Annotated in this window: 24 protein-coding genes and 2 riboswitches; of the genes, 16 read left to right on the top strand and 8 right to left on the bottom strand. The window is 70.0% G+C overall.

Annotation, left to right across the window (positions count from 1 at the left end; translation table 11 throughout):
* The first annotated feature begins 286 nt into the window (after positions 1–286).
* A complete protein-coding gene (locus IEY95_RS38635) occupies positions 287–1,738 on the top strand; it encodes an MFS transporter (protein ID WP_189190896.1) in 1,452 nt (483 codons plus the stop codon).
* A gap of 79 nt (positions 1,739–1,817) precedes the next feature.
* Here IEY95_RS38635 and IEY95_RS38640 read toward each other — a convergent pair whose 3' ends face one another.
* Positions 1,818–2,777: an ABC transporter substrate-binding protein gene (locus IEY95_RS38640; RefSeq protein WP_189190897.1), complete on the bottom strand. Its 960-nt coding sequence runs from the start codon at positions 2,775–2,777 to the stop codon at positions 1,818–1,820.
* Between the two features lie 343 nt (positions 2,778–3,120).
* Here IEY95_RS38640 and IEY95_RS38645 point away from each other — a divergent pair, with 343 nt between their 5' ends.
* Genes IEY95_RS38645 through IEY95_RS38660 form a run of 4 tightly spaced genes read left to right on the top strand, consistent with a single transcriptional unit; the run spans position 3,121 to position 7,341 of the window.
* A complete protein-coding gene (locus IEY95_RS38645; protein WP_229703647.1) occupies positions 3,121–5,811 on the top strand; it encodes a sensor histidine kinase in 2,691 nt (896 codons plus the stop codon).
* A 2-nt stretch (positions 5,812–5,813) separates the two neighbouring features.
* Positions 5,814–6,287 carry a roadblock/LC7 domain-containing protein gene (locus IEY95_RS38650; RefSeq protein WP_189191010.1) on the top strand — a complete coding sequence of 158 codons (474 nt, stop codon included), beginning with the start codon at positions 5,814–5,816 and terminating at the stop codon, positions 6,285–6,287.
* 60 nt (positions 6,288–6,347) lie between these two features.
* Complete coding sequence (locus tag IEY95_RS38655) at positions 6,348–6,779, top strand: DUF742 domain-containing protein (RefSeq protein WP_189190898.1); 432 nt, start codon at positions 6,348–6,350, stop codon at positions 6,777–6,779.
* The gene (locus IEY95_RS38660) at positions 6,730–7,341 is read left to right on the top strand and encodes a GTP-binding protein (protein ID WP_189190899.1); all 612 of its coding nucleotides are present in this window, start codon (positions 6,730–6,732) and stop codon (positions 7,339–7,341) included. Before IEY95_RS38655 ends, IEY95_RS38660 begins: the two co-directional genes overlap by 50 nt.
* A 43-nt stretch (positions 7,342–7,384) precedes the next feature.
* On the opposite strand, the gene IEY95_RS38665 is transcribed toward IEY95_RS38660, so the two are convergent.
* The 5 genes from IEY95_RS38665 to IEY95_RS38685 all read right to left on the bottom strand — a co-directional run bounded on the left by IEY95_RS38665 (position 7,385) and on the right by IEY95_RS38685 (position 11,937).
* Positions 7,385–8,059 (bottom strand): ABC transporter permease, encoded by a 675-nt coding sequence (locus IEY95_RS38665; protein WP_189190900.1) that lies wholly within the window; start codon positions 8,057–8,059, stop codon positions 7,385–7,387.
* On the bottom strand, positions 8,056–8,763 hold the full coding sequence (locus tag IEY95_RS38670) for an ABC transporter permease (protein ID WP_189190901.1): 708 nt from the start codon (positions 8,761–8,763) through the stop codon (positions 8,056–8,058). Before IEY95_RS38670 ends, IEY95_RS38665 begins: the two co-directional genes overlap by 4 nt.
* A complete protein-coding gene (locus IEY95_RS38675) occupies positions 8,760–9,899 on the bottom strand; it encodes an ABC transporter ATP-binding protein (protein WP_189190902.1) in 1,140 nt (379 codons plus the stop codon). Before IEY95_RS38675 ends, IEY95_RS38670 begins: the two co-directional genes overlap by 4 nt.
* Positions 9,900–10,180: 281 nt before the next feature.
* Positions 10,181–11,059 (bottom strand): DNA-3-methyladenine glycosylase family protein, encoded by an 879-nt coding sequence (locus tag IEY95_RS38680; protein WP_189190903.1) that lies wholly within the window; start codon positions 11,057–11,059, stop codon positions 10,181–10,183.
* A gap of 200 nt (positions 11,060–11,259) precedes the next feature.
* Positions 11,260–11,937, bottom strand: coding sequence for a glutathione S-transferase C-terminal domain-containing protein (locus IEY95_RS38685; protein ID WP_189190904.1), 678 nt, complete (start codon positions 11,935–11,937; stop codon positions 11,260–11,262).
* 516 nt (positions 11,938–12,453) lie between these two features.
* A riboswitch (SAM riboswitch) is annotated at positions 12,454–12,561 on the bottom strand.
* A 167-nt stretch (positions 12,562–12,728) separates the two neighbouring features.
* Positions 12,729–12,837: riboswitch (SAM riboswitch) on the top strand.
* A 333-nt stretch (positions 12,838–13,170) separates the two neighbouring features.
* On the opposite strand from IEY95_RS38685, the gene IEY95_RS38690 reads away from it, so the two are divergent.
* From IEY95_RS38690 to IEY95_RS38700, 3 genes are all read left to right on the top strand, one after another.
* The gene (locus tag IEY95_RS38690; RefSeq protein WP_189190905.1) at positions 13,171–14,151 is read left to right on the top strand and encodes an amino acid ABC transporter permease; all 981 of its coding nucleotides are present in this window, start codon (positions 13,171–13,173) and stop codon (positions 14,149–14,151) included.
* A complete protein-coding gene (locus IEY95_RS38695) occupies positions 14,148–14,936 on the top strand; it encodes an amino acid ABC transporter ATP-binding protein (protein WP_189190906.1) in 789 nt (262 codons plus the stop codon). The genes IEY95_RS38690 and IEY95_RS38695 overlap by 4 nt, the downstream gene beginning before the upstream one ends.
* A gap of 62 nt (positions 14,937–14,998) precedes the next feature.
* Positions 14,999–16,018, top strand: a complete 1,020-nt coding sequence (locus IEY95_RS38700; RefSeq protein ID WP_189190907.1) for an ABC transporter substrate-binding protein — start codon at positions 14,999–15,001, stop codon at positions 16,016–16,018.
* Positions 16,019–16,087: 69 nt separating this feature from the next.
* On the opposite strand, the gene IEY95_RS38705 is transcribed toward IEY95_RS38700, so the two are convergent.
* Complete coding sequence (locus IEY95_RS38705) at positions 16,088–16,225, bottom strand: hypothetical protein (protein ID WP_189191023.1); 138 nt, start codon at positions 16,223–16,225, stop codon at positions 16,088–16,090.
* On the opposite strand from IEY95_RS38705, the gene IEY95_RS50870 reads away from it, so the two are divergent.
* The 6 genes from IEY95_RS50870 to IEY95_RS38730 all read left to right on the top strand — a co-directional run bounded on the left by IEY95_RS50870 (position 16,224) and on the right by IEY95_RS38730 (position 24,236).
* Positions 16,224–16,340 (top strand): putative leader peptide, encoded by a 117-nt coding sequence (locus IEY95_RS50870; RefSeq protein ID WP_373294633.1) that lies wholly within the window; start codon positions 16,224–16,226, stop codon positions 16,338–16,340. The genes IEY95_RS38705 and IEY95_RS50870 overlap by 2 nt on opposite strands.
* 109 nt (positions 16,341–16,449) lie before the next feature.
* A complete protein-coding gene (locus IEY95_RS38710; protein WP_189190908.1) occupies positions 16,450–17,673 on the top strand; it encodes an LLM class flavin-dependent oxidoreductase in 1,224 nt (407 codons plus the stop codon).
* Positions 17,674–17,693: 20 nt separating this feature from the next.
* Positions 17,694–19,070, top strand: a complete 1,377-nt coding sequence (locus IEY95_RS38715; RefSeq protein WP_189190909.1) for an NtaA/DmoA family FMN-dependent monooxygenase — start codon at positions 17,694–17,696, stop codon at positions 19,068–19,070.
* A 36-nt stretch (positions 19,071–19,106) separates the two neighbouring features.
* The gene (locus IEY95_RS38720) at positions 19,107–19,844 is read left to right on the top strand and encodes an alpha/beta hydrolase family protein (RefSeq protein WP_189190910.1); all 738 of its coding nucleotides are present in this window, start codon (positions 19,107–19,109) and stop codon (positions 19,842–19,844) included.
* Between the two features lie 169 nt (positions 19,845–20,013).
* Complete coding sequence (locus IEY95_RS38725) at positions 20,014–23,730, top strand: ASH domain-containing protein (RefSeq protein WP_189190911.1); 3,717 nt, start codon at positions 20,014–20,016, stop codon at positions 23,728–23,730.
* A 50-nt stretch (positions 23,731–23,780) separates the two neighbouring features.
* Positions 23,781–24,236, top strand: coding sequence for a COG4315 family predicted lipoprotein (locus IEY95_RS38730; protein ID WP_189190912.1), 456 nt, complete (start codon positions 23,781–23,783; stop codon positions 24,234–24,236).
* Here IEY95_RS38730 and IEY95_RS38735 read toward each other — a convergent pair.
* Positions 24,193–24,966 (bottom strand): CDP-alcohol phosphatidyltransferase family protein, encoded by a 774-nt coding sequence (locus IEY95_RS38735; protein WP_189190913.1) that lies wholly within the window; start codon positions 24,964–24,966, stop codon positions 24,193–24,195. The two genes, IEY95_RS38730 and IEY95_RS38735, sit on opposite strands and share 44 nt — an antisense overlap.
* A gap of 106 nt (positions 24,967–25,072) precedes the next feature.
* Between IEY95_RS38735 and IEY95_RS38740 the strand changes: the two genes are divergently transcribed.
* Positions 25,073–26,053, top strand: a complete 981-nt coding sequence (locus IEY95_RS38740; RefSeq protein ID WP_189190914.1) for a zinc-dependent alcohol dehydrogenase — start codon at positions 25,073–25,075, stop codon at positions 26,051–26,053.
* Positions 26,054–26,190: 137 nt separating this feature from the next.
* Positions 26,191–26,589: a 6-pyruvoyl trahydropterin synthase family protein gene (locus IEY95_RS38745; RefSeq protein ID WP_189190915.1), complete on the top strand. Its 399-nt coding sequence runs from the start codon at positions 26,191–26,193 to the stop codon at positions 26,587–26,589.
* Positions 26,590–26,594: the final 5 nt, after the last annotated feature.

The raw sequence follows: 26,594 nt of genomic DNA on the forward strand, positions 1-26,594 counted from the left end.
CACTTTACCAGTGCGGGGTGCGTTTGCCGTGGATGCGTGCGGCCGCACGCATCCACGCCGCGACAGCACCGCCGTATCGGACGTATCGATCACCGCGGGCCCCGCGCCGACCGCACCGCCCGTCCGCTCGCACCCTTCCGCACACCCCCTTCCGCTCACCCCCTTCCGCGACCGCCTCCCGCGGCCGTCGGCGTGCCCCCGTGCCGCTCCGCAGCGCGCCCGCGCCGTACGACCACGGGGGATGAGCTCGGCCGCACCCTGTTCGCCTGTCTCGGAGAGGCTTTTCATGCCCCGCACGTCCACACGCCTCACCTTCGCGGTCCTCGCGACCGGTGCCGGTGTGTTCGCCATGCTGCAGTCGCTGATCGCGCCGGCCCTGCCGACCGTTCAGCACGCGCTGCACACCTCGCAGTCCACCGCGACCTGGGTGATGACGGCCTATCTGCTGTCCGCCTCGGTCTTCACCCCGATCCTCGGCCGGGTCGGTGACCTGATCGGCAAGAAGCGCACCCTGGTCGCCGTCCTGGTGATCGTGACGATCGGCTGTCTGCTCGCCGCGCTCGCGCCGACCATCGGCGTACTGATCGTCGCCCGGGTCGTCCAGGGCATCGGCGGCGCCCTGTTCCCGCTGTCCTTCGGCATCATCCGGGACGAGTTCGCCCCGTCCGAGGTGAGCGGCAGCATCAGCAACCTGTCCGCCGTGATCGCCGCCGGAGGCGGTGTCGGCATTGTGGCGGCCGGTCCCATCGTGACCGCGCTCGACTACCGCTGGCTGTTCTGGCTCCCCGTCGGCATCGTCGCGGTCACCACGCTGATCGCGCTGCGCTACGTCCCCGAGTCGCCCCGCCGGGCCGAGGGGCGCGTGAACTGGCTCGGCGCCGTCCTGCTGTCGGGGTGGCTGGTGGCCCTGCTGCTGCCGCTCAGCCAGGCGAGCCACTGGGGTTGGGGATCGGGCAGGGCGATCGGTCTGTTCGTCGCCGCCGCGGCCCTGTTCGCGCTGTGGCTGTTCGCCGAGGCGCGCTCCCACAGCCCGCTGATCGATCTGCGCATCATGCGGCTCCCCGCCGTGTGGACCACGAACGCCGCCGCGCTGCTGTTCGGCGCGGGCATGTACGCGATCTGGTCCTTCCTGCCCGGCTTCGTGCAGACGCCCAGCTCGGCCGGTTACGGCTTCGGCGCCAGCGTCACGGCGGCCGGACTGCTCATGCTGCCGATGCTGATCGCGATGTTCTGCTCGGGTGTGCTGAGCGGCCGCCTGGAGCCCGTCCTGGGTGCCAAGAAGCTGCTCATCGCCGGGTCCGCGCTCGGCGCGATCGCCTGTGGTTTCCTCGCCCTCTGGCACGACCAGCAGTGGCAAGTGGCCTTCGCGGCGGGCGTGTTCGGCCTCGGCATCGGACTGGCCTTCGCCTCGATGGCCAACCTGATCGTCGGCAGTGTCCCGGCCGAACAGACCGGCGCCGCGACCGGCATGAACGCCAACATCCGTACCATCGGCGGCTCCATCGGTGCCGCGCTGACCAGCGTCCTGGTGACCAGTCGCCTTCAGCCCTCGGGCCTGCCGTACGCGTCCGGGTACACCCACGGCTTCAGCCTGCTCGCGCTGCTCTGCCTGGCCGCGGCTCTGGCCGCACTCCTCGTCCCGGTCCAGCGCGCCGGCCGCATCTCCGGCACGCCCCGTGCTTCCTCCGACGTGCCCCGCACGGAGCCGGAGGCCGTCGCACCCGGGGCGCGGAGCTGACGGGGGCGGCGGTTCCAGGTCCGGAGTCGGCCCCGGGGCCGGAGCGGGATGCCCGCTCCGGCCCCGGCAGTGCCACCTGTCAGCTCAGACCGGCGGAGGACAGCCACGCCTTCGCGACGTCCAGCGGGTCCTTGTTGTCGTTCTGCACCTGGCTGTTGAGCGTGACCAGGGTTTCCGTGTCGAGCTTCGCCGAGACCCCATTGAGTACGGAAACTCCGGCCGACGAGAGACCGCTCTTGAATGCCAGCGGAGTGACGTTCTCGAAACCGAAGAGATTCTTGGAGTCCTGCAGGACCACAAACTTGTTCTTGCTGATGCCCGGGTCCGTCGTGAAAATATCCGCGGCCTGGATGTTGTTTCCCTTGAGAGCCGCAACGGTCAGCGGACCGCCCGCGTCCAGCGCCTTGAAGGACTTGAAGTCGAGGCTGTATACGGACTTGAGGCCCTTCAGTCCCTGCTGCCGGGTCTGGAACTCGGGCGAGCCGCCGATGACCAGGTCCTTCGCCGCGTCGGCGAGGTCCGCGATCGTCGACTTGTCCGTCAGGCTGTACTTCTTGGCCGTGGCCTCGTTGACGGCGATCGCGTCCTTGTCCTGGGCCTCGGACGGGGTCAACAGGGTGAGCTTCGCATCGAGTTTGGCCGAAATGGCCTTGCTGGTCTCCTCGACGGTCGTCGGTGCCGCCTTGGCGTCGAGATAGGCGAGCAGAGCCCCGTTGTACTCGGGCAGGACCGTGATCGTACCGTTCTTGATCAGACCGTAGGTGGTCTCGCGACTTCCGATGTTCAGCTTGTAACTGACCTTGATGCCCTTGGACTTGAGGGCCTCACCGTAAATGTCGGCGAGCAGGATGCTCTCGGGGAAGTTGTTCGAACCGACAACGACCGTGCCGCCCTTGGCGGTGTCCCCCTTCAACGGGTCGCTCTTGCCGGAGTCGTCGGAGGAACCGCAGCCCGTCAGTGCGGCCGTGGCCACAACCAGCAGGGAAACAGCGTACGTTGCGGACGTTCTGGTGCTTCTGGCGATGGTCACGTTGGTCATCCAGACTTGGCATCGGGTGGGGCGGTGGTGGCCGGAAGGCGCGGGTGGTGACGGTCCAGACCGATCCAATCTAGCCCGCTCACGGACCGTCAAGACACGAATAGATCACCGATGGGGACCACACGGCTGCAGCCCGTATGCGCAACGCGGCCAATATGTGCGCGAATCCGGCATCTTCACATGTCACTTTTTGGTTGATCATGGCCGTACTCTTGCGGCAGCCGCTAATGTTGGCCGCGTCGAGGGCCTTGTTCCACTTGTCGGCCTGAGCGCACTGTCGCGATTGCTGAACCACGCAGCCCGGGCAAGGGGCTTCCACGGGGAACAACGTCGAGGAGGTTGGGTGCCCGCGCACAGAATGGCCACCCCGGAGCTGCCGACCACGGCCCCCGGAACAGGCCGAACACCATCGCTCCTCGACCGTTGGCCTTTCCGCCGGAAACTCAACGTCCTGGTGGTCGTGCCGCTCGCGGTCGTCTCCGCGATGCTCTCCTACGTCGTGTACGGCCAGGTCGACCGTGCCCGGTCCGCCGCCGACACCGCCCAACTCGTGCGGGACAGCGCGCAGGTGACCAAGCTCATCGACGGCGTGCAGACCGAGCACCGGCAGGCACTCCTGGTCTCCCTGCGGCACGAGGCCGCCCGCTCCGGTGACAGCCCGTCCGACACCTCCGCGTATCTCCAGGCGCAGCAGAAGGTCGGCGCCCAGATCGAGGCCGTCCGGTCGACGTACGGGGACCGGCTGCCCGACGCCGAGGCCCAGGCGCTCAAGGAGCTGGAGGGCCTGGACAGCCTCCGCAAGACCGTCGAACAGGGCCCCATAGCCGCCGACAACATCGACCCCGCGTACGGATCGGTGATCGAGGGCCTCATCAACGGCCTCGGCCTCGGCCAGTCGGGCAGCGAGTCCTCGTCGTCCGCCGGCAATCTGCTCGACGCGCTGCTGCGTGCCGACACCGCCCACGCGTCGTTCGAGACCAGCGTCTTCGCGGCCCGCACCAGGGACGCCAACGCGCTCATCGAGTTCACCGGAGCGGTCGGCGACTACGACCAGTACACGTACCAGGCCGAGCGGTTCACCCGGTTCGCCACCCAGGAACAGGGCAGCGACCTCGCCGGGGTCGAACACAGCCCGTACCAGAGCGTCATCAACCAGCACTGGGCCGCGCTCCAGGTCGACCCCAGCGGTCTGGTCGCCGCGAGCCCGGCGCAGCTGCGTGTCGCGCTCGCCGACGCGCTGACGGCCGATCCCACCTACGAGCGCCAGGCCCAGAACCGGCTGAAGATCGTCAAGGCTCTCATCGGCGAGATCGCCGCCGACACGCAGGACGCCTCGAACAGCGCCTGGTGGCAGGTGGCTTGGCTGATCGCCGGCACCCTGCTCGCCTTCGGAGCCTGGCTCCTGTTCTCGGTGCTGATGCGCCGCTCCGTGGTGCGGACCGTGCGGAGCCTGACCACGGCGGCCCAGCACGTGGCCACCGCGGCCGAGACCGAGTTGGCCCGGGTCGCCGACGACGACGCCGACGACGCGAGCCCGCCGCGGCTCGAAGCCGTGCCCGTGCCGGTGCGCGACGAGATCGGTGAACTCGCCGAAGCCTTCAACCAGGTTCAGGTCACCGCCACCGCCCTGCTGGAGCGCCAGGTCATCAGCCGCCGCAATATCGCCGAGATGTTCGGCAACGTCGGCCGCCGCGTCAGCAATCTGACGGCACGTCAACTTGCGCTGATCGACTCGGTGGAGCGCGGCGAGACCGACCCCGAGGTACTGGACCGGCTCTACCGCATCGACCACATCGCCGTACGTCTGCAGCGCAACGCCGACAGTCTGATGCTGCTCGCCGGAATCAGCGAGACGGGCCTGAACACCGAACCCATGCGGCTCAGCAACATCGTGCGTGCTGCGCTCGGCCAGATCGAGGGCTACCAGCGTGTCACTCCGCACGCCGAGGGCGATGTCACCGTCGCCCCCGACATCGTCGGCGATCTGACGCTGATGCTCGCCGAACTGCTGGAGAACGCGGTGATGTTCTCGCCGGCGACCAGCGGCGTCGAGGTGGTACTGCGCCCCCGGCACGGATCCGCCGGTGCCCTCGTCGAGATCATCGACCACGGGCTCGGGTTGAGCCCGGAGCGGCTGGCCGAGGAGAACGCCCGCCTGATCCGCCGCGAACGGCTCGACCTGGCGCCGACGGAGGTCCTCGGCCTGTTCGTGGTCGGCGGACTCTCCCGTCGCTGGGGCATCGAGGTCGTGCTGTCCCGCACCCCGGGCGGTGGCGTCACGGCCACCGTCGCGGTTCCCTCGTCGCAGCTCCTGCTCACCGATCCGGCACAGGCCGCGGCCCGGGCCCCGCACATCCTGCCGCCCGCCCGTCACTCCGCCGGGAGCGAGCCGCGCCCCGCGAGGGTCGAATCGCCGCCCGGCCCCTCGGGCCTGCCCCGCAGGATTCCCGCACGCTCTCGGGGCGAGGATTCCCCCGGTCACGCACGCCGCGCGGAGCCCGCGCGGGACACTCTCGGCGAGGGCGCCATGGCCCACCCGGCGGGCGGACCCGGCGGGTCCCGGCCCCGGCAGGGCGGCGACCCCGGAACTTCCGTAAATACGGGTGTCGGGCCGCGTCACGCGGCCGGGCGCGGTGTGGCCGACGGGGTCGGTGTGGCCGGCGGGTTCGGTTCGCGGCCCGGCAGTGGCGCGGACCGCGGCTCCGCAGCGGCGGCTCCCGGGCGACCCGGCGACGCCGGTCCGCTACGGCGCCGGGTGCGCGGTGCGACCCTGTCGGCCACCACCGCGTCGAGCCGGCTGCCCGAACGGACCGTCACGAACAAGCCGCGGCCGCCCGCCTGGCAGCCCACGGACGCGGAGGCGGCACGATCTGAGATCGACGAGTTCGAGGCCGCCGTCCGGCGGGCCCAGCGCGAGAGCGCGACCGAGGGCCGCACCACCGGGGCGCCCCGACCGGGGAGCCGGCCCGGCGCCCCCACCGATTCCAGCACAGAGAACAGCAGACCCTCATCCCCGGAAGGCATGAGCAAGTGACCATGTGGACAGGCGAGCCGGAGTCCGGAGCCGAGGAACAGGTGACGGACGTGAAGGCGGCCGCTGCCGACTTCAACTGGCTGCTCAATCGATTCGCCACCGAGACGGCCGGGGTCGTCGACGTCATCGGTGTCTCCTCCGACGGACTCCTCATCGCGGTGTCCCAACTGCGCGGACAGGCGGACTCGGAGCGGCTGGCCGCGATCGTCTCCGGCATGACCAGCCTTGCCATGGGCGCGTCCGGCAACTACGGCCTCGGCGCTCTGAACAAGGTCATCATCGACCTGGAGGAGGGGCACGTCCTGGTGTCCGCGCTCGGCGCGGGCGCGGTGCTCGGAGTGGTCGCCTCGAAGGAGGCCAAGCTCGGCAACATCGCGTACGAGATGACCCTCTTCGCCAACCGCGCCGGTGCCGTCCTGAGCCCGCAGCTGGTCATGGAGCTCAAGAACACCGTGGGCGTCGCCCCGACCGGCTGACGTCCGACGGGACGTCACATGGCCGGTGACGGCCCGCGAAGCGAAGGGGGGGAGGACGTGATGACGGCCGGCGAGCCATCAGCCACCGACGACGCAGGGTGGGGAGTGGAGCCCCCGGCGTCCGTCGTCCGGCCATTCCTGCTGACCGCGGGGAGGATCGCCGGCGGTGACAGTCTCGTACCGCCGATCCCGATCGAGACCCAGGTGGTCGCGACCGATCTGGGGCTGGCCGCGCTCGACGCCTTCGTCTTCGAACAGCACCGCGACATCATCACGCTCTGCCGCCAGCCGCAGTCGCTGGCGGAGATCGCGGCGAAACTGCGGATGCACTTGAATGTGATCCGGGTGCTCGCCGACGATCTGCGTGCCGACGGTCAACTGGCCTTGTACGCACCGCAGGCCGATTCCGCCCGCGATGCCACCGTATTGCGAAGGGTTATCGATGGTCTCAGAGCTATCCCCGACTCCCGGGGCGCGATCCGTGAGGGCTGACACCGAGGGGCCCAAGCCGCCGCTGCCGGTGAAGATGGTCATCGCGGGCGGCTTCGGCGTGGGCAAGACCACCACGGTGGGCGCCATATCCGAAATCGAGCCGCTGACCACCGAGGCGTCCATCACCTCGGTCGCGGCGGGCGTCGACGACCTCACACACACCCCGGAGAAGATGACGACGACCGTCGCCATGGACTTCGGTTGCGTCACCCTCGATCCGACGCTGAAGCTCTATCTGTTCGGGACGCCCGGCCAGGAGCGGTTCGGGTTCATGTGGGACGACCTCGTCGAGGGCGCGCTCGGCGGGCTCGTCATCGTCGACACCCGCCGGCTCGACGACTGCTACGCGGCCGTCGACTACTTCGAGCACCGCGAGATCCCCTTCGCGGTGGCCGTCAACGCCTTCGACGGCAAGGTCGAACACGATCTGGACGACGTACGGTGGGCCCTCGACGTCGCCGACCACGTGCCCCTCACCGTGTTCGACGCGCGGGAACGCGGCTCCGTACGGGACGCGCTGCTCGTCGTCCTCGAACACGCCCTGGCCACGGCCGAGCGGTGAAGCGGGGACGGGCCGGGACCCGTCCCCTTCTTCGATACGGCCGTTACGCCGCCCCGCGCCTGCGCACGCCCGGGGACACCGCCACCCGGCCCACGGCCCAGAAGAGCACGAGCACGAACAGCGCGAGGATGGCGGTGAGGGCGGCCCCGCCCGCCACCTTCTCGTAGTTGCGCTGGTAGAGGCCGTCCAGGATGTAGCGTCCGACTCCGCCCAGGGCCACATAGGCGGCGATCGTCGCCGTCGACACGATCTGGATCGCCGCCGAGCGCAGACCGCTCAGGATCAGCGGCAGCGCCGCCGGCACCTCGACCTGGAAAAGGATCTTCGGCTCCGACATGCCCATGCCGCGAGCGGCGTCGACGGGGGACGGGTCCACGGTGCGGATCGCCTCGTACGTGGTGATGAGGATCGGGGGGATCGCCAGCACCACGAGCGGGATCATCACGGGCACGATGCCAAGGCCCAGCCAGACGAACATCAACACCAGCAGGCCGAAGGTCGGCAGCGCCCGGGCCCCCGAGGACACGAACGCCAGCGTGTTGCCGCCGCGGCCGGTGTGCCCGGTGACGAGGCCGATGGGCAGGCCGATGGCCGCGGCGATCGCGAGTGCCCCGGCGGTGTACTGGACGTGCTCCCAGACGCGCTGCGGGATGCCGTCGTAGCCGTGCCAGTGGGATCCGTCGCTGAAGAAGTGCTGCATGAAGTTGAGTACGTTCACGAGACGCTCTCCGGTGTGCGGGCGGCGCCCGAGATCGTGGCCGCGAGGCGCCGGGACCTGCGGCCGGACGGCGGCTCCCAGGGGGTGAGCACCCGCCGCACCAGGACGAGCACGGCGTCGACCACGATCGCGAGGACGGCGGTGGTGACCACCGAGGTCACGGCCAGCTGGGGGCGGTGGTAGAGCATCGCGGTCGTCAGCAGATTGCCGAGCGCGCCTTGGTTGCCGATCAGCGAGCCGACGCTCACCAGGCTGATGCTGGAGGCGGTCGCCACCCGCAGTCCGGCCATGATCGCGGGTACGGCGATGGGCAGTTGGACCTGGACGTAGCGGTTCACGGGGCCGATGCCCATCGCCGCGGCCGCGGCGTTCGTCTCCTCCGGGACCGAGCGGATGCCGTCGACGACCGCCGGCACGAGGACGACCAGGCTGTAGAGGCACAGCGGGATCATCACGGTCAGCTGGGTCAGCCCGGTGTAGTCGATGAGCACCACGAAGAAGGCGATCGACGGGATCGCGTACAGCACCGTGGAGGACCACAGCACCGGCGGGTAGAGCCAGTCGTAGTGGACGCACAACAGGCCGATCGGCAGCGCCAGGAGGAGACCGACCAGCACCGGGATCAGTGCCTCCTGCATGTGCAGGGCGATCAGGCCGAGATAGCTGTGCTGGAGGTCGCTCGGTATGTCGAAGAAGCCGTTCATGGGGCGGCCTTCAGCTTGGACGCGTCCTGCGGGGCGTCCGCCGCCCGTCGCTGCCGGGCCAGTCGGATTGCCGCGGCGATCGTCTCCTGACCGGCGACCCCCAGCACCTGTCCCGCACCGTCCACCGCGACCGCCTGTCCATTGGGCGCCAGCACGGCCCGGTCCAGGGCGACGCGCAGCGAGTCCCGGCCCACCTCGAAGCTCTGACCGTACGGCTCAAGGGCCTCGACGTCACCACTCCACGTGGCGAGGTCGGCCCAGCCGAGCGGCTTGCCTCCGGCGTCGGTGACGAGCACCGAGGACGAGGCCTCGTCGCGCCCGGCGATCCGCTTCCAGTCGGAGTCGACGGGGAAGACCTGGGAGCGGTCGAGCTCCAGCTCGCGGGTGGACAGGAACGACAGACCGCGGATGCCCCGGTCGGCGCCCAGGAACTCCTCCACGAACGGGTCGGCGGGCGACGACAGGATCTCGTCGGGGGCGGCGAACTGGGCGAGTTTGCCGCCGGTGCGCATCACGGCGATGCGGTCACCGATCGTGATGGCCTCGTCCATGTCGTGGGTGACGAACACGATCGCCTTGCCCAGCTCGCTCTGGATGCGGAGCAACTCCTCCTGCAGGCCGCGGCGGACGACCGGGTCGACCGCGGAGAACGGCTCGTCCATGAGCAGGATCGGCGGGTCCGAGGCCAGCGCGCGGGCGACGCCGACACGCTGCTGCTGGCCGCCGGAGAGCTGGTACGGATAGCGGCGGGCCATGCCCGGGTCGAGGCCGACCCGTTCCATGAGCTCGGCCGCACGAGCCCGGGCCCGCTGCTTGGACCAGCCGAGCAGCCGTGGCACCGTCGCGATGTTGTCGAGAATCGTGCGGTGCTGGAAGAGCCCGGCGTTCTGGATGACGTAACCCATCGAACGGCGCAGGGCGTTGACCGGCCGGCGGAGGATGTCCTCGCCGTTGACCCGGATCGTGCCGCTGCTGGGCTCGACCATGCGGTTGATCATGCGCAGCGTGGTGGTCTTGCCGCAGCCCGAAGGTCCGACGAGAACGGTGATGGAGTGGTTCGGTATCTGGAGAGACAGGCGATCGACGGCCACCGTGCCGTCGGCGTATCGCTTGCTCACCTCTTCGATGGCTATCAAGCGTCGAAACCCTTCGGGAACGGCTTTGCTCGCACGTGGCGCGATCGCGTGCACGAGGCTGCGTAGTCTAGCCAGTTGATGTTCGATCGCGGTCGCCGCAGGTTACGGATGCGAGCGCGGGCCGATGCCATGAGGCACACGCGCGGCGCGCAGGTACGCGGCACTGCTGGGCGAGGTCGACGGATGCGGTGGACACGGGCCGGCTCGTGGCGAACGAGGTCCGGGCGCGCCTCACACCGTGACTCACGCCTTCTCCGGAAGCAGGGGCAGGAACCACCCTCCTACCTGCCGGCGCGAGCGGGGCGGGCGATGGTCGGGCTCATGCGCTCGGCGCGCAGGACGCGGAGGTGCAGTGCGGCCCAGGTGCGGTAGGGCCGCCAATTCTCCGAGACCTCGGTGCGGCTGCGGCCGGGCCCGTACTGCTCCGTGATCTCCGCCTCCAGCCGGCGCTCCTGGGTCGGCAGGGTGTCGGGGTGGTTGGCGCCGCGTACGACGACGAGCTCGGCGGAGAAGGTGCCGAGTCCCTTGATCTGCTGGACCTGGCGCACCGCCTCCCCCGGGTCCAGAGTGCGCAGCCGGGCGCCGTCGAGGAGCCCGTCGAGCGCGGCGCGGGACACGGAGCGCAGATACTCGGTCTTGCGCCAGGGCAGTTCGAAGTCCAGGCCGAGCAGGGCCTCGGGGGAGGGGAACGCGCCGCCTGTGCCGTAGCGGGCGACGAGGTCGTCGCGCATGCGCCTGGCCGAGGTCATCCCCGTGCGCTGGGTCAGCACCGCCCAGGTGGCGGCCTCGTAGGGCGAGTGGAAGCCGCACGGCCGCAGGCCCGGCCATCTGGCCTGGACGTCGGCGATCACGGGGTCGCGTTCGGCGACCGTCGGCCAGCCGCGGGCGTCGACGTCCAGGGACAGGAAGCGGCGTACCTGCTCGGCGGCGGAGCCCAGATCGCCGTCCCCGGCCACCACGACCTGGGCCGTGGAGCCGTACTGTCTGATCTCCGCGGCGACGCGGCGCCAGTCGGCGTCGGCGTGGAAGACCGTGCGCAGCGCCTCGTCGGCTCCCGCCGCCGAGGCCGGCCCCAGCGGCGCGAACTCCTCCCAGAACTCCCGGCTCGTGGCCAGCGACCACGGACCGGCCACCTCGAATTCGACCGTGTGCTGTGCCATGACCGACCTCCTGTTCGGGACACCGGCACTCGCGGACGGACCTGGACCTGGACCTGGGCCTGGCGGCGTCCGGTGCCGGTGCCTTGTCTGTGGCACACCATCTTGGGCTCAATACCTGACAGATTCCGTCAAGTATTTTTCGGAGCGGCGCGGGCGGTGTTCATCGCAGCGGGCTCGGCTCCGGTCGCAGCCCGGTTGTGTCACGCGCGTACGGACTGGGCGTCGTGGAAGGCGGGATGCTCGTCGAGGCGGCGCATGTAGTCGCGAAGGTGGCTGTGCCGGGCGAGGAGGGCGGTCGTGTCCAGGTGGGTGAGTGCCACCCAGACGTCCACGTCCGCGGCTGTCAGTTCCTCGCCCAACGCGTAGCTGTGCGCGGCCAGTTGACGGTTCAGCAGGTCCATCGTCGCCGACCGGGCATCCGGCTGTGCGTCCGGGGTGACGTCACGGTCGAGGAGTTCGCGCAGGTCGTCGATGTCCGCGGCGAGGGCCGGCGGATGCAGCGGCGGGACGCATGCCCCGTCGTGGCAGGTCGGCAGGCCCGCGAGGTCGCGAAGGATGTCGGGGGTGTGATTGCTGACGATGCGTCCGCTCCAGCGGTCGCAGAGCGCGGGCGCGGTCAGCGGGCCCTCGTAGTGGTGCCAGGTGGCCTCGTAGGCACCACGTAGTGAGGCGTACGCCTCGGGTGTCTCGGCGGGGAGCGCCAGGATCGTGGTGGCGACGGAGTCCTGGAGGCCGAGCAGATCGAGGGTGATCGAAAGGCGCAGCGAGCGCGGACAGCCCTCGGAGAGATACAGCTGATAGCGGTGCGGCACCGGGTAGAAGCCACCGGCGGCACCGACGCCGATACGGCTCCGGATGCCGTGCGAGCGAGGGGGCACGGACGGTCCGGCGCTTCCCGGCCGGGCACTCGCGGGGGACGCGACTGGGCCCGAAGTGCGCGCGGCTGAGGCGCACCCGCCCGAGGTGCCCGTGGTTGCGGCGTACGCGTGGGAGGTGGCTGGGCTGGTGGGGCACGTGCCCGAGTTGCTTGTGCTCGAGGCGCGCGAAACGGTCTTGGGCATGACTCTCCTGGGAACGACGAAGCCCCGGCCGTCTGTTGGGCGGCAGCGGCGGAACGGAGTGACTGCGCTTGTGTACCGGGCTCAATGCGGCCGGAGACGCGTACCGGCTCGAAGGGGCCGGGCTTGTGTACCGGGCTCAATGCGGCCGGAGACGCGTACCGGCTCGAAGGGGCCGGGCATGTGTACCGGCTCGGAGCGGCCGGGCATGTGTACCGGCTCGGAGCGGCCGGACTAGTACGCGCTGGAGATCCGCAACAAGTCGATGTGCAGGCGTCTCGTCAGGTTGTTCCTGGGCATTCCCACCGGTCCCGCCTCCAGGGCCCGCGAGTTGCGAGACCACGCTTGCCCCGCCGCACCGGCGGGACCCGGTCGTCACCCGGGGCACCCCGTCGCGGTGGAAGGGTTGCCTGTCAGCGGGCCGGGGCCGATCACCGCGTGACGCGGGACAACCCGCATGACGAGGCGCTGACAATCGTGACCGTCCTCGCCAGTGTCAGTGCGCCGTAGGAAGCCGTCAAGAAGGCCTGTCCCCGGTCTCACCACGTGGTCATTCAGGCCGGAACACGTTGACACGGGGTTCCACGCGTGCCTAACTTACGCCGCAGATCGGTCATGAGTGTCAGCGAAAAGCCCTGGCTCGCTGGCCGGCAACCCTCGCGACGCGGTGGGGTGCCCCAGGTGACGACCGGACCGGAAGACTTTCGGTAAGCGCGAGCCGCCCACGGGCGGGACCAGTGACGGAGACGGCAATGCACGCAGCTTCGAGGAAGGCCGCACGGCGGCCCCGCGGCTGCGTACTGCTGTGCGCGAACCGCTGTGTCGATCTGCTCCGCGTCAACAGCGCCCTGTGTACCGCTTCGGGCTCTGCCCGCTGTCAAGGCTGACGGCTCTCTGAATCCCTGACGCGCACCGCCGCCGCGGTGTGCCCTCTGCCCGCCCAGCCCCCGGTACCGGCGTCTTCCCGCTCTTCGCCTCCCGCGGCCGTCCCCGCTCTGCCGCGGTGCCGTCGCGTACGCCGCGCCCGGGGTGTCCCTCCCCGCTGGAGCCCTCATGAGTGAACCCCCTGGCGCCGCCGTGTCCCTCGCCGAGGCACCGCCCGCCGACTCCCCGGCGAAGCCGCCCACAGCCCAGCGCGTGCTGCCGCTGCACAGGCCGGGCCGCTGGATCAGCACGGCCGTCGTCCTGGTCCTGGTCGCCCAGATCATCCACGGCCTGGCCACCAATCCCTTCTACCAATGGGACCGCTTCCGCTACTGGTTCCTGCGTCCCACCATCCTCGACGGCCTCGTCATCACCCTCGAAGTGGCCGCGCTCAGCGCGGTGTTGGGGCTGATGGGCGGAGTCCTGCTCGCCCTCGCCAGGCTCTCCGGGAGCCCGGTGCCGCGCGCGGTGAGCTGGGTGTACACGTGGCTCTTCCGCTCCGTACCGCTGATCGTCGTGCTGATCTTCCTGTACAACTTCAGCGCCCTGTACAAGACGTTGAGCCTCGGTGTGCCGTTCGGGCCGGCCTTCGTCAGCTTCGACGAGTCGCGGCTCGCCACCGACATGACGGTCGCCGTGATCGGCCTCAGCCTCAACGAGGCGGCGTACGCGGCCGAGGTCGTCCGCGGCGGCATCCTCTCCGTCGACCAGGGCCAGCACGAGGCGGCCGCCGCGCTGGGCCTGCCGAAGATCTATCAGTTCACCCGGATCGTCTTCCCACAGGCGCTCAGATCCATCACCCCGAACTACGTCAACCAGCTGATCGGCCTGATCAAGGGCACGTCCCTGGTGTTCTACGTGTCGTTGCTCGACCTGTTCGGCTCGGTGCAGACGATGGGCAGCACCTATCCCGGCGACATCGTGCCGCTGCTGCTGGTCGCCACCGTCTGGTATCTGATCCTCACGAGCGCCGTGTCCATCGTCCAGTTCTACGTCGAGCGGCACTTCGCCCGGGGCGCGACGCGCACCCTGCCGCCGACCCCGCTGCAGAAGGTGCGGACCGGCCTCGGTGGTCTGCGGGCCCGGCTGCGCAAGGAGGCCGCCGTATGACCACCGTCCAGACCCCTGACACGCGTCCCGCCGCCCTTGAGATCCATGACGTGCACAAGTGGTACGGCGCCCACCGGGTGCTCGACGGCGTCGATCTGACGGTGCGGCCCGGCGAGGTCACCGTCATCCTCGGCCCGTCCGGCTCCGGCAAGTCGACACTGCTGCGGGTCATCAACCACCTGGAGAAGCCCGAGATCGGGTACGTCAGCGTCAACGGTGAGCTGATCGGCGTACGACGGCATGGCGACCGGCTCAAGGAACTCGGTGAGCGAGCCATCCTGACCCAACGCGGCCGGATCGGCTTCGTCTTCCAGAACTTCAACCTCTTCCCGCACCTGACCGTCCTCGACAACGTCGCCGCCGCGCCCGTGGCCACCGGAAAGCTGACCAAGCCCGAGGCCCAGGAGCTGGCGCGCGAACTGCTCGGCCGCGTGGGCCTGGGAGAGAAGACCGGCGCCTACCCGCGCCACCTGTCCGGCGGCCAGCAGCAGCGCGTGGCCATCGCGCGCGCCCTCGCGCTGCGCCCCGGCATCATCCTGTTCGACGAGCCCACCTCGGCGCTCGACCCCGAACTCGTCGGCGAAGTCCTGGCCGTCATCAAGGACCTGGCGAGCAGCGGCACCACCCTCGTCATCGTCACCCACGAGATCGGCTTCGCCCGCGAGGTCGCCGACCGGATCGTCTTCATCGACGGTGGCCGCGTCGTCGAACAGGGCCCGCCTGCCCAGGTGTTGGACCACCCACAGCACGAGCGGACCCGAGACTTCCTCAGCAAGGTGCTCTGAGCGGCGCCTTCCCCCTTGCCACGTCACCGCAGTCACACCCTCACCCAGCGACAAGGACAGCCATGCCTACGCACATCTCTCGACGCAGCCTGATCCGCGGCATCACCGCGGCGACCGCCGTTGCCTCACTGGCCGCCGGGCTCGGGGCCTGCGGGGGCGACAGCGACGCCGCAGCCACGACCGACACCGCGGGCACGGTGACCGTGGGACAGCTGTCCAACGGGGCCGCCCGTCAGACCGGGTTGAAGGTCTCCGAGGTGAAGTCGATCAGCGCCGAGCTGCCCGCGTCGGTGCGCAGGAGCGGCAAGCTGGAGATCGGCGTCGGCGCCCTGCCGGACGGCTTCCCGCCCCTGGCGTACATCGGCTCGGACCAGAAGACCCTCACCGGAGCGGAACCCGACTTCGGCCGCCTGGTCGCCGCGGTTCTCGGTCTGAAGCCGGAACTGAAGAACTCGACCTGGGAGAACATGTTCGTCGGCATCGACAGTGGCAAGGTCGACGTGGCCTTCGCCAACATCACCGACACCGAGGAGCGCAAGAAGAAGTACGACTTCGCCTCCTACCGGAAGGACAACGTCGGCTTCGAGGTGCTCAAGAAGAGCACGTGGAACTTCGACGGCGACTACGAGAACCTCGCCGGCAAGACCGTCGCCGTCGACAACGGCACCAATCAGGAGAAGATCCTCCTCGAATGGCAGACCAGGCTCAAGAAGGAGGGCAAGCAGCTCACCGTCAAGCATTTCGCGAGCAAGAACAGCACCTACCTGGCACTGACCGGCGGAAAGATCGACGCGTACTTCGCCGCCAACCCCGGTGTCGCCTACCACGTCACGCAGACGGCCACCTCGCCGAACCCGACGCGCAGCGCGGGCACGTTCTCCGGAGCCGGCGTGTCGCTGCAGGGCCTGATCGCGGCGACCACGAAGAAGGACAGCGGAGTGGCCAAGCCGGTCGCCGACGCGATCAACTACCTGATCGAGAACGGCCAGTATGCCAAGTGGCTGTCCGCCTGGAACCTCTCCAACGAGGCCGTCTCCAAGGCCGAGGTCAACCCGGCCGGCCTGCCGCTCGACAACTCCTGACCTTCCGCCCTCCGGACTCCACCGCCGTCGGTCGGGGAGTCCGGTGGCCGGTCGCCCGCCCGCGCCCCGTCACGGAGACCCGCGCTCGTAGGGTGCGCCACCGTACGAACTTCGTCCTGGTGCGAACTCCTGGGCCGCGGTCGGAAGAAACGGCAGCGCCGTGCCGTTGTCCTGCTTGAAGCCGAACTCCGTGGAGGTGATGGACATGCTCAGCACGTCCCGCCTTCCCGTGAGCGAGCTCGCGCCGCGCCGCCACGTGCGCCTGCACACCCGGCCGCACATCGATCTGCTGCGCGTGGCCGGCGCGCTCTGTCGCTCCTGACTTTCCCCCAACCTCTGGCCCGGGGGATCCCTTTCGCTGCGCTCCCCAGCCGCCGGACCCTCCCGGACGGGCGGCGATCTCGTACGGACCTCCAGGAAGGCGCACACTCGTGTCCCCATCCAGCTCTTCCCCTCTGCACCTCGCCGTCGCGCTCGACGGCGCCGGCTGGCATCCGGCCGCGTGGCGCGATCCGGTGGCCCGCCCCCGGGAGCTGCTCACCGCCGCCTACTGGAGCGACCTGGTCGCCGAGGCCGAGCGCGGGCTGCTCGACTTCGTGACGATCGAGGACGCGCTCGGGCTCCAGTCCTCGCACGTCACCGAACCCGACCGGCGGACGGACCAGGTACGCGGACGCCTCGATGCCGTCCTCATCGCGGCCCGCGTCGCGCCATTGACCAGCCACATAGGCCTGGTGCCGACGGTGGTGGCCACTCACACGGAGCCTTTCCACATCTCCAAGGCGATCGCCACCCTCGACTATGTGAGCACCGGCCGCGCGGGCGTCAGGGTGCAGGTGTCGGCGCGCGCGAGCGAGGCCGCGCACTTCGGCCGTCGTACCGTCCCCCCGTTCCGTTTCGAGGACCTGGAGAGCCCGTCCGTCAGGGAGTTGGGCGTCGAGCTCTTCGACGAGGCCGCCGACTACGTCGAGGTGGTGCGCCGCCTGTGGGACAGCTGGGAGGACGACGCGGAGATCCGGGACGAGACCACCGGCCGCTTCATCGACCGCGACAAGCTGCACTACATCGACTTCGAGGGCAGGCACTTCAGCGTCAAGGGCCCCTCGATCACCCCCCGCCCGCCGCAGGGCCAGCCACTGGTCACCGCGCTGGCCCATGAGACGGGGACGGGCGCGCCGTTCCGGCTGGTGGGGCGCTCCGCCGATCTCGGATACGTCACTCCGCACGACGCCGAACAGGCACGCGCCGTCGTCGCCGCGGTCCGCGTCGCACAGGACGCGGCCGGGCGTGCCACGGAGCCGCTGCACCTCTTCGGTGACCTCGTGGTGTTCCTGGACGACGACGCCGCTGTCGCGGTGGCGCGCCGGGAACGTCTCGACTCCCTCACGGGTCACCCGTACACCAGCGACGCGCGGATCTTCACCGGAACACCCGTCCAACTGGCCGATCTGCTCCAGAACTTGGGACAGGCCGGGCTGTCCGGCTTCCGGCTGCGCCCCGCCGTCATCGGCCACGACCTCCCGGCCATCACGCGCGGCCTGGTTCCCGAACTCCAGCGTCGCGGCGCCTTCCGGGAGTCGTACGAGGCCGACACCCTGCGCGGGCTGCTGGGGCTCGCGCGCCCCGCCAACCGCTACGCCGCCACCACCGTCTGAGCCGGAGGGACCCTACGACCATGAGCAAGCCGCTGAAGCAGATCCATCTGGCCGCCCATTTCCCCGGCGTGAACAACACCACCGTATGGAGCGACCCGAAGGCCGGCAGCCACATCGAGTTCCGTTCCTTCGCGCACTTCGCGCGGACCGCCGAACGCGCCAAGTTCGATTTCCTGTTCCTCGCCGAGGGACTACGGCTGCGGGAACAGGGCGGCAAAATCTACGACTTGGACGTCGTGGGTCGGCCCGACACCTTCACGATCCTCACCGCGCTCGCCGCCGTCACCGAACACCTCGGTCTCACCGGCACCATCAACTCCACCTTCAACGAGCCGTACGAGGTGGCCCGCCAGTTCGCGAGCCTCGACCACCTCTCCGGCGGGCGAGCCGCGTGGAACGTCGTCACCTCCTGGGACGCCTTCACCGGTGAGAACTTCCGACGCGGTGGCTTCCTCCCGCAGGAGGAGCGGTACTCCCGGGCCAGGGAGTTCCTCACCACCGCTCACGAGCTCTTCGACTCGTGGCACGGCGACGAGATCGTCGCCGACCAGGAGAGCGGCACCTTCCTGCGCGACGCGAAGGCCGGAGCCTTCGTGCACAAGGGGCAGCACTTCGACATCGAGGGGCAGTTCAACGTCCCGCGCAGCCCACAGGGCCGGCCGGTGGTCTTCCAGGCGGGCGACTCCGACGAGGGCCGCGAGTTCGCCGCCTCCCACGCCGACGCGATCTTCAGCCGGTACAGCACGCTCGCGGAAGGCCAGGCGTTCTACACGGACGTCAAGGGCCGCCTGGCGCGTCACGGCCGCAGCCGCGATCAGCTGCTGATCCTGCCCGCCGCGACCTTCGTCCTCGCGGACACCGACGCCGAGGCGCAGGAGCGTGCCCGCGAGGTACGCCGACAGCAGGTCAGTGGCGCCACCGCCATCAAGCACCTGGAGTTCGTCTGGAACCGCGACCTGTCCGCGTACGACCCGGACGGCCCGCTCCCCGACATCGATCCCGACCTCGGCGAGCACACCATCGCGCGCGGCCGCGCACAGGTGCGCATGTACCGCGACCCGCTGGCCACCGCCCGGGAGTGGCGGGAGCGGGCCGCGGCCAACAACTGGTCGATCCGGGACCTGGTCATCGAGACCGGCAACCGGCAGTCCTTCGTCGGCTCCCCGGCCACCGTCGCCGAGACCATCGACTCCTTCGTCCAGGCCGACGCCGCCGACGGTTTCATCCTCGTCCCGCACATCACCCCGGGGGGACTCGACGGCTTCGCCGACACCGTGGTCCCGCTGCTCCAGGAGCGCGGGGTCTTCCGCACGGAGTACGAGGGCACTACTCTGCGCGATCACCTCGGCCTGGCTCATCCCGACGCGAGCGCGCCGGGCGAACGGGTCGCGTCATGAAGGGGCCACGCGGGGCTTCTTGTGAGGGAGGGCAGTATGAGGCGATCGGCCCGGGCTGCCGTGGTGCTCCTCTGCGCCGGACTGCCGGCGCTGGGGGCCTGCGGTGACGGCGACACCGGCGCCAGGGCGACGAAGTCGGCCACGGCAGAGGCCACGGCCAACGACTTCGGGTGTCTGGCGGGCAAACAGCTCAAGCACTCGATGACCTTCAAGGACACCGAGGGCAGCGACGTTGACGGCTACGAGACGGGCACCGGCACCACCGGCATCGTCCTGTCCCACCAGTCGAACAACGACGTCTGCTCCTGGATCCCGTCCGCCGACGAACTCGCCGCGGCCGGCTACCGGGTGCTCGCCGTCAACAGCAACTCCTCCGAAGTACCGGAGATTGAGGGTGCCGCGGCCCGGCTGCGGAGCGAAGGAGCGAAGAAGATCCTTCTGATGGGTGCCTCGAAGGGAGGCACCGCCTCCCTCGTCGCCGCCTCGAAGATCGAGCCGGCCGTCGCGGCGGTGGTGTCGCTCTCGGGTCCGGGCCTCTACAGCGACATGGACGCCACCAAGGCGGTCCCGGACCTGACCATGCCCGTCTACTTCCTCGCCGCGGCGGGCGACGGGCAGTTCGCCCAGGACGCCAAGGATCTCGACAAGCTGGCGAGGAAGTCCCACGGCGAAAAGCTGAAGATGGTCTCGGGCGCCGCCCATGGAAGCGACATCCTGCTGCAACAACCGTCCGTCTGGGACGAGGTCAAGGTCTTCCTCAAGACGTACGGCTGACCTCGGCCGTCCGGTGACCACCAAAGACGCCCGTCCTTCACCTATCGGGGTGAACAACGCCGCACCCGCCGACCGGATACGTACACATATCGGCCGGTCCTGCCGACGATGATCGTCGGCGGGACCGGCCGGTCTCCGCCCTCGCGCACACACGTACCGAGGTGGAGACATGCGCAGCACGCGCGGACGACGCACAGGGCACCGGCTCCTCGCGCTGCTGACGGGCTGTCTGCTGCTGGGGACCGGCGGCACGTTGCCCGCGCTCGCGGCCGCGCCGCTCCGGGCCGACCAGTCGACGATCTCGGTCGACAGCTTCCGTACCGGCTGGGACCAGAACGAACCCGGCCTGGCGCCCTCCCAGGTGTCGAGCTCCGACTTCGGCCAGCAGTTCTCCACCGCGGTGGACGGTCAGGTCTACGCCCAGCCGTTGGTGGCGGGCAAGACGGTCATCGCGGCCACTGAGAACGCGAAGGTGTACGGGCTCGACTCGGCGTCCGGGAAGATCAACTGGACCAAGAACCTGGGCGCGCCCTGGCCGGCCTCGGCGATCGGCTGCGGGGACCTGGTGCCCAACTTCGGGGTGACCTCGACACCCGTGCGCGACCCGGCCACCAACACGGTCTACCTCACCGCGAAGATCAACGACGGTGCCGATGTCCAGCACCCCAACTGGTACGTCCACGCGCTCGACGCCACGACCGGCGCCGAGCGCAGCGGCTGGCCGGTGAAGGTGCAGGGCGCACCGGTCAACGACCCCAGCCACCCGTTCAACCCGTTCACCGCCGCCCAGCGCCCCGGCCTGCTCCTGATGGGCGGGTCCATCTACATCGCGTTCGCCTCGCACTGCGACATCGGCCCGTACGTCGGCTATGTCCTCGGCGTCAACACCACGACCCGCAACACCACGCTGTGGGCCACCGAGGACTCCGCCGCCAACGGCAAGGCCGGCATCTGGATGAGCGGCGGCGGTCTTGTCTCAGACGGGCCCGGCCGGATCTTCCTGTCCACCGGGAACGGCATCTCCCCGGCACCGGGCCCCGGCTCGCAACCGCCGGGGCAGCTGGCCGAGTCGGTGGTCCGGCTCGGCGTCAACAGTGACGGAACGATGTCCGCGCAGGACTTCTTCAGCCCCAGCAACGCCCCGATCCTGGATCAGAACGACACGGACTTCGGCTCGGGAGGACCGGTGGCCCTGCCCGGTCCGACCTTCGGCACGACCCAGCACCCCCGCCTCATGGCGCAGATCGGCAAGGACGGCCGGCTCTTCCTCCTCGACCGGGACAACCTCGGCGGCCGCAGCCAGGGGCCCGGCGGCACCGACGCGGTGGTCAGCACCTTCGGCCCGTACGAGGGTGTCTGGGGGCACCCGGCCGCGTACGGCGCCGAGGGCGGCTATGTGTACACGATCGGCAGCCGGGGTCCGCTGCGCGCCTTCGCGTACGGCGTCAACGGCTCGGGCCAGCCCACTTTGACCAACACCGGTACCAGCACCGGTACCTTCGGCTATACCTCGGGCTCGCCGGTGGTCACCTCCACGGGCACCACCCCGGGGTCGGCCCTCGTCTGGGCCATCTACTCGGACGGCTCCAACGGAGCCAACGGCCAGATCCGCGCGTACGATGCCGTGCCCTCGAGCGGGACGCTGAAACTGCGCTTCTCGGCCCCGATCGGCACGGCGTCGAAGTTCGCCGTGCCCGCCACCGACGGGGGACGGGTCTACGTCGGCACCCGGGACGGCCACATCCTCGCCTTCGGCCGCCCGTCCAGCGGGGCGCTCACGGGCAACGCGGTGGACTTCGGCAGGGTGGCCGTGGGCAGCACCGGCCACGCCACGGCCAAGGTGACCGCCACCCAGGACGTCACGATCACGGCGGTGACCACACCGTCGGGCACCCGGTTCTCCGCCGCGCCCACCGGTCTGCCGGTCACGCTGCACTCCGGTGACACCTACTCCGTGCCGGTCTCGTTCGCGCCGACCACGAGCGGCGCGGACAGTTCCGTGCTGACCTTCACCACCAATACCGGCAGTTTCGGGCTCGGCCTGAACGGCTACGGCACTCAACCCGGCCTCGCGGCCGCCCCGTCCACCCTCGCCTTCGGCACCGTGGCCACCGGAACGTCCAAGACCCTGGGCGTGAGCTTCACCAACACCGGCACCGAGGCCGAGACGATCTCGGGGAGCAGCGCGCCGAACGCGCCCTTCAGCGCCGTCGGTCTGCCCGCCGATGGGACAGTCGTCCAGCCTCAGCAGTCCGTCACCGTACAGGTGAAGTACAGCCCGACGGCCGCCGGCGACAACAGCGGGACGCTCTCGGTCACCGGGCAGAACGGCACCGCGACCGTGAATCTGACCGGCACCGCGGTGACCGGCCAGGCGCATCTGACGATCACACCGACGTCCACCAGCTTCGGCGATGTCGCGGTGGGGAAGTCGGTCACCAAGACCTTCGACATCAGCAACACGGGCAACATTCCCCTCACCATCACCAAGGCGGCGCCGCCGGCGGCGCCGTTCCACGTGACCAGTCCGGTGAGTGAGGGTCAGGTCGTCGGCCCGGAGGACGTGATCCACCAGTCCGTCACCTTCTCCCCGACCGCCCTCGGCTCGGTCACCGGCACCTACCAACTCACCTCCGACGACGGGCGTGGACCGCAGAACGAAACGCTCACCGGCACGGGGACCGCGCCCAGCAAGGTCACCGTCCCGGCGCCCGGAGCGGGTGGCTGGAAGCTCAACGGATCCGCGCAGCTCTCCGGCAACGACCTCCAGCTCACTCAGACCGGCACGCACCAGGCGGGCTCGGGAATCTTCCCCGTCCCGGTGGTCACCGACGGGCTCAAAGCGGCGTTCACCACCGTCATCGGCGGCGGCACCGGCGCCGACGGCCTCACGTTCGGCCTGCTGGACCCGGCCAAGGCCACCCCCAGCACACTGGGCCCCGACGGCGGAGGCCTGGGCTGGCGTGGGAAGCCCGGCGTGGCGATCACCTTCGACACCGCGCGCAACACGGGCGATCCCTCGTCGAACTTCGTCGGCATCGCCACCGGGGAAAGCGGTGGCGCCTTCACCTACGCGGCGACCACCACCAACGTGCCCAACCTGCGCTCCGGCCCGCACGCCGTCTCCGTCTCCGTCTCCGGGAAGACGATCAACGTCTCCATGGACGGCGCCAAGCTGCTCACCACGACGGTGGCCTCGCTGCCCCCGACCGCCCTGCTGGCGTTCACCGGCGCCACCGGCGCACGGACCGACATCCACACGGTCCGGGACACGGTCATCACCGCGCCCTCCTACGCGGTGCCGCCGCCCGGGCCCAACGGGTGGACCTACAACGGTTCCTCCGTGCTGTCCGGCACCGACCTGTCGCTCACCAAGACCGTGCAGAACACCAAGGGGTCCGCCGTCCAGGCCACCGTCGTACCGTCGGCGCGGCTGAAGGCGACCTTCACCGCCGAGATCGGCGGGGGCACCGGCGCCGACGGCCTCGCCTTCCTGCTGCTCGACTCCTCCAAGACGACTCCCAAGGCGCTGGGCGGGGGAGGCGGAGGCCTCGGCTACGCGGGGCTGCCGGGCATCGCCGTCACGCTCGACACGTACCGCAACACCGGCGACCCCTCCGCCAACTTCGTGGGGGTGGCCACCGGCGGAAACGGATCCCCGTTCCAGTACGCCGCCACCTCGACGGCCATTCCCGCCCTCAGGACCGGTACGCATGTCGTCGACGTGAGCGTGACGACCGCCGGGCACATCCTGGTGAGTGTGGACGGCACCCAGGTCATCGACACCGCGGTGACCCTGCCGCAGAACGTGCTGCTCGGGTTCGGCGGCGCCACCGGCGGTTCCACCGACAATCACACGGTCAGAGGCGTCAAGATCACTTACTGAGGGTCCCACCCAATCACTTGCCGAGCACGCGACGGACAGAGGAGAACATCATGCGTCGACGGGTTGCTCCCCTACTGGCGGCGATCGCGATCGCGTCCTGTTTCGGCCTGCCGCACCCCGCGGTGGCGGTGCCCGAACCCCCGCCGCTGACCGTCAATGTCGCCGACACCGACACGTTGGGGCGTGTCCTCACCGATCCGCAGGGGCACACGCTCTACCGCTACGACCTGGAGCGCGCCGGGACCGTCGGCTGCACAGGCACCTGTGCGGACACCCACAAGCCGCTGCTCAACCCGCCCGGCGCCGAACTCCGGCTGCCGCCGGGCATCGCGGGCACGCTCGGCACCGTCACACGGCCCGACGGCGCCCACCAGGTGACGTACGACGGCTCTCCGCTGTACCGGTCCACCGCGGACCTCGGACCCGGCGACACCAACGGAGCCGACCTGCACTGGCATGTGATCAACCCTCGGAACGCGCCGGTACCGGCAGGGACGACGGGCTGACGTATCCCGCGGTCCTCCGGCCGCCCCGGCGCCACAGCCATGCGATGTCGCGGCCGAACGACCAGACGAGCAGTGCGAGGGCCAGCAGCACGGCCCCGGCAGTCGCCTCGTGCGGCAGGATCCCGGCGCCCGCGACCAGCAGCACGATGCCCTGCAGGGCCGCGACCGTCTTGCGCGCCATGCTCGGCGGCAGCGCGGCGTTCAGCCACGGCAGCATCCGGGCGGCGACCACGAAGGCGTACCGCATCGTGCCGATCAGCAGCACCCACGGACCGAGCGACATCGCGACGTACACGCTCAGCACCAGGATCAGGAACGCGTCGACCTCCATGTCGAAGCGGGCACCCAGCGCCGAGGACGTTCCGGTGCGGCGGGCGACCTTGCCGTCGACGCCGTCGAGGATCAGGGCGACCGCCGTCAGGCCGACCAGCAGGGTGACCGGGGGCGAACTCTGGAAGGAGTCCGCGACCAGGGCGGTGACGCCGCCGACCAGGATCGCCCGGCCCAGCGTTACCCGATTGGCGGGACCGAACGAACGGGGCTGCGAGCGGCGCAGAGCGCGAGTCAGGACCGCCCAGGTGGCGATCGCGAAGGCCAGACCGGTCAGCCAGCCCGCGGGCCCCATCCCGATCGCCGTGCCCAGCAGAGCCAGCAACAGGAGCTGCACACCCGCTCCCACCATGGTCTCCTGCGCCAGGAGCCTCGCGTCGTAAGTGTTGTTCAGGGCCACCGCACATCCTCCGGCCATATGACAGAGTCGATCAACGCCGCGTACAGTGCGCGGCTTGTCACCGCTCCGTACGTGAAGATCTGCTGAATCGTTCAGGGGGACGCTCATGGAACTCACAGCTCGCGCCTTCTGGCTCCGGTCGCCCGGGCACGGCGAGATACGGGAAGTCGCCCTTCCGGCCCCCGTCGAGGGGGAGGTGCTGGTGCGGACACTCTGCTCAGGGGTGAGCCGAGGCACCGAGACACTCGTCTTCCGCGGGGGCGTTCCGGAAAGTCAGCATGCTTCGATGCGTGCACCGTTCCAGGACGGGGATTTCCCCGCGCCGGTCAAATACGGCTATCTGAGCGTCGGACGAGTGGAGGAAGGTCCCGTGTCGCTGCGCGGGCGGACCGTCTTCTGCCTGTATCCGCACCAGACGCGGTACGTCGTCCCGGCAAGTGCCGTCACGGTCGTACCGGACTCGGTGCCCGCCTCGCGCGCCGTGCTCGCCGGGACCGTCGAGACCGCGGTGAACGCCCTGTGGGACGCCGCGCCGCTGATCGGCGACCGGATCGCCGTGGTGGGCGGCGGCATGGTCGGCTGCTCCGTCGCCGCGCTCCTCGCCCGCTTCCCGGGCGTCCGTGTCCAGTTGGTCGACGCGGACCCGGCACGCGGCGACATCGCCCGCGCCCTCGGCGTCGACTTCGCGCTCCCCGAGGACGCCGCCGGTGAGTGCGACCTCGTCGTGCACGCGAGCGCCACCGAGGCGGGGCTCACCCGGTCGCTGGAACTTCTCCGCCCGGAGGGGACCGTGCTCGAACTGAGCTGGTACGGCGACCGGCGCGTCAGCCTGCCGCTGGGGGAGGCCTTCCACTCCCGGCGCCTTGTCGTGCGCAGCAGCCAGGTGGGTTCCGTTTCCCCGGCGCGCCGGGACAGCAGGACATACGCCGACCGGCTCGCGCTCGCCCTCGAACTCCTCGCCGAACCCGCCTTCGACGCGCTGATCACCGGCGAATGCGGCTTCGAGGAACTGCCGGACGTGATGGCGAAGCTCACCTCCGGATCGATACCCGGGTTGTGCCACCGCGTGGTCTACGACGACGTTTGAGCACACAACAGCCTGCCTGACCTCCAACGACTCCAAAGAAAGGGGAACAGGCAGCTGAACAAGGAGAACGGGGCAGCCGTACTACACGGCGTGCCCCCGGCAGGGGATCAGATGCACCGCACCTGGAGGGTCGTCCGTTGTTCAGCATCACCGTCCGCGATCACCTGATGATCGCCCACAGCTTCCGTGGCGAGGTCTTCGGCCCCGCGCAGCGCCTGCACGGGGCGACGTTCCTGGTGGACGCCACCTTTCGGCGCACCGAGCTGGACGACGACAACATCGTCGTCGACATCGGTCTGGCCACCCAGGAACTCGGCGCCGTCGTGAGCGAGTTGAACTACCGCAATCTCGACGACGAGCCGGACTTCAAGGACACCAACACCTCGACCGAGTTCCTGGCCAAGGTCGTCGCCGACCGCCTCGCCGACCGTGTGCACGCCGGGGCGCTCGGCGAGGGCGCCCATGGACTCACCGGCATCACGGTCACGCTGCACGAGTCGCACATCGCATGGGCGAGTTACGAGCGTGCACTGTGACCGAC

This window comes from Streptomyces albiflavescens (assembly GCF_014645835.1).
Lineage (GTDB): Bacteria > Actinomycetota > Actinomycetes > Streptomycetales > Streptomycetaceae > Streptomyces > Streptomyces albiflavescens.